This window comes from Longimicrobiaceae bacterium, assembly GCA_035936415.1.
Taxonomy (GTDB): domain Bacteria; phylum Gemmatimonadota; class Gemmatimonadetes; order Longimicrobiales; family Longimicrobiaceae; genus JAFAYN01.
The window spans coordinates 1-3,471 of record DASYWD010000496.1 but is presented as its reverse complement, the minus strand read 5'-3'; the positions used below and the strand labels follow the sequence as shown (position 1 = coordinate 3,471).

Genomic DNA, 3,471 nt, shown 5'->3' with positions numbered 1-3,471 from the left:
CCTCCGCCCCGCGCGACGCGCTGGGCGCGCGCATCCTGGCCGAGGCCGAGCGGGCCCGGGGGCTCCGTCTGATCGTGTCGCTCACGGACCGGACGGTGTGGCTCAAGGACGGGGCGACGGTGGTGCACGCCGCCCCGGTCGCGGTGGGAAAGGCGGTGATCCTGGAGTACGAGGGGCGGGAGTGGAACTTCAGCACCCCGCGCGGCCGCCGCACCGTCACCGCCAAGCAGCGCAACCCCGTCTGGATCCCGCCCGACTGGCACTACGTGGAGCTGGCCCTGAAGCTGGGCCTGCAGCTGGAGTTCGTGGAGCGGGGGCAGCGCTTCCCCCTGGGGGACGGGAGCTACGTGGCGGTGCGGGGCAACCGGATCGGGCGGGTGCTGGCGGACGGCACCTTCCAGCCGGTGCCCGAGGGGGAGGAGGCGGTCTTCGACGACACGCTGTTCGCGCCGCCCACCGGCACGGCCAACCGCCGCATCCCGGGGGAGCTGGGGAAGTACAAGCTGGACATGGGCAACGGGTACTACCTGCACGGTACGCCGGACCAGGGCTCCGTCGGCGACGTGGCCACCCACGGGTGCCTGCGCCTTCGCGAGGCCGACCTGGAGCTCCTGTACCGCAGGGTCCCCGTCGGCACCCCGGTCTACATCTACTGACCCGCGTCTTCCCCCGCCCACCGGAACGGCCCACCCCCACGATGGCGACCGATGCGAAGGAGGCGCACCCCGGAGACGCCCCCCCGGAGTGGACCGTCCCCCGGGCGGTCGTTCCCCAGGTGGTGCCGGACGGGGCGCCGCTGGACCACCCCGCGCTCTACTTCAACCGCGAGCTGGGGCTCGTGGACTTCAACTGGCGCGTGCTCCAGCAGGCGCGCGACCCGCGCACGCCGCTCCTGGAGCGCGTCCGCTTCCTCGCCATCGCCGCGTCGAACCTGGACGAGTTCTTCCAGAAGCGCGTCGGCGGGCTGAAGCGGCAGGAGGCCGCCGGGGTCGTGGCCCGCTCCCCGGACGGGCGGACCCCCACCGAGCAGCTCCACCTGATCCGCGGCGCCGCGGAGCGGATGCACGCCGCCCTGGGCGAGTGCTGGGAGCGCGGCCTCCTCCCCGCGCTCCGCGAGAAGGGGGTCGTGGTCTCCGACTACGCCTCCCTTTCCCCCCGGCAGCACCACCTCCTGAACCGCCACTTCCGCGAGCAGCTCTACCCGGTGCTCACCCCGCTGGCGGTGGACCCGGGGCACCCCTTCCCCTTCATCTCCAACCTGAGCCTCTCGCTGGCCGTGCAGCTCCGGCACGCGGCGCGCGACTCGCTCCACTTCGCGCGGATCAAGGTCCCCACCGTGCAGGGGCGCTGGCTCCCCGTCCCGGAAGGGGAGCACGCCTTCCACTTCGTTCCGGTGGAGCAGGTCATCCAGCACAACGTGGCGGCGCTCTTCCCCGGGATGGAGTTGACCAGCGTCCACCCCTTCCGGGTGACCCGCAGCGCCGACGTCACCCGCGACGACGACGAGGCGGAGGACCTCCTCGCCGAGATCGCCGAGGAACTCCGCGAGCGCCGCTTCGCGCCCGTGGTGCGGGTGGAGGTGGACCGGGCGATGCCTGGGCAGGTGCGCCAGCTCCTCCTCCGGGAGCTGGCGCTCGCCCCGGAGGACGTGTACGAGTCGGACTCCCTGCTGGGACCGGCCGACTGCGCCGCGCTCGCGGAGCTGGACCTCCCGGCGCTCCGCTTCCCCCCGTGGGAGCCGGTGGTCCCGGAGCCGTTCCTGTACGAGGGGGAGACGGAGGAGGAGCAGAACGTCTTCGCCATCATCCGCCGCGGCGACGTGCTGGTGCACCACCCGTACGACTCCTTCTCGGCCACGGTGCAGCGGCTGCTGGACGAGGCCGCGGACGACCCGGACGTGCTCGCCATCAAGCAGACGCTCTACCGCACGGGCAACCAGTCGCCGGTGGTGCGGGCGCTGATGCGCGCCGCCGAGCGGGGGAAGCAGGTGGCGGCGCTGGTGGAGGTCACCGCCCGCTTCGACGAAGCCAACAACATGCAGTGGGCGGAGGTGCTGGAGGACGCCGGGGTGCACGTGGCGTACGGGCTGGTGGGGCTCAAGACGCACACCAAGGTCACGCTGGTGGTGCGCTACGAGGAGGGGCGCCCCCGCACCTACTGCCACGTGGGAACGGGGAACTACCACGCCCGCACGGCGCGGTTGTACAGCGACCTGGGGCTCCTCACCTGCGACCCGGAGATCGGCTTCGACCTGGTGAACCTCTTCCACTTCCTCACCGGGTACGCGCCGGACCAGCAGTACGGGCGGCTGGTGGTGGCCCCGCGCGACATGCGGCGCGTCTTCGAGGAGCGGATCGCGCGGGAGGTGGAGCGGCAGCGCCATCACGGCGACGGGCGGATCGTCGCCAAGCTGAACGCCCTGGACGACGTGGAGATCATCCAGGAGCTGTACCGCGCCTCGCGCGAAGGAGTGCGGATCGACCTGCTGGTGCGCGGGCACTCCCGCCTGCGTCCCGGGCTCCCCGGCTACAGCGACAACGTGCGCGTGGTCAGCATCGTCGGGCGCTTCCTGGAGCACGACCGCGTCTACTGGTTCCGGAACGGCGGCGACACGGAGATCCTGATCGGGAGCGCGGACTGGCGCCACCGCAACCTGGCCGAGCGGGTGGAGGCGCTGGTCCCCGTGGCCGACCCGCAGCTGCAGGAGCGCATCGTCCGCATGCTGGAGCACGCCCTCCGCGACAACCAGCTCTCCTGGGAGCTGCAGCCGGACGGCCGGTACGTGCGGCGGCGGCCCGCGCCGGGCGAGCCGGAGGTGAACTACCACGCGCTGCTGATGCGGGACGCGCTGGAGCGCACCCACAAGGGCGCGCGGCCCTGGGAGCTGACCGCGGTCTGAACGGCTGAACACGGCGGGGCCGTACCGCCGGCCGATCCATGCAATTTCATATCTACAAAGGTTTTACGCGCGCCTTAGCGGACGCGTTTGGCCTCCATCTTGCACTCCGATGCGCCGCCGCCTGGGACACAAGTAACTGCAGGGCAAAGGGTTACGCTAGAACAGGTCCGGCGGGCGCGGGGAGTTCCCGCTTTCGAGGGAGGAGGGGCCGGAGCTCGGGACGGACGGCCCCGCGGACACCGCAAGACAGAGGAGGACGAGATGAGCCGCACACTTCGCAAGCTGCGCAACGGGATCCTGACCCTCGGGACAGCCGGGGCGCTCGGGTTCGGGGCCGTGCAGGTGTTCGCCACGCCCGCCACGGCGGCGGTGGCGGTGGCGGCCTGCAACCAGCAGGCGTGCAACAGCCAGTGCGAGGCCCAGTGGGGGCCGTTCGCTGCCGGCTACTGCGAGAACGGGGAGTGCCAGTGCGCCGTGTAACCCGGGGCCCCGGGAAGTCGCGCGCCCTCGCGGGCTCACCGCGCGAAGAGGCGCGCTGAACGGACGCCCCGGCCGCTGCAGCGGCCGGGGCG

General features: G+C 72.4%; 3 protein-coding genes. All 3 read left to right on the top strand.

Translation table 11 applies throughout. The features are described 5' to 3' along the window. The coding region (locus VGR37_20055; protein ID HEV2149705.1) for a L,D-transpeptidase at nt 1–656 on the top strand (656 nt) is incomplete at its 5' end. 41 nt (nt 657–697) lie between these two features. Then, nucleotides 698–2,899, top strand: a complete 2,202-nt coding sequence (ppk1, locus tag VGR37_20050) for a polyphosphate kinase 1 (protein ID HEV2149704.1) — start codon at nt 698–700, stop codon at nt 2,897–2,899. A gap of 261 nt (nt 2,900–3,160) precedes the next feature. Further along, complete coding sequence (locus VGR37_20045; GenBank protein HEV2149703.1) at nt 3,161–3,379, top strand: hypothetical protein; 219 nt, start codon at nt 3,161–3,163, stop codon at nt 3,377–3,379. Nucleotides 3,380–3,471: the final 92 nt, after the last annotated feature.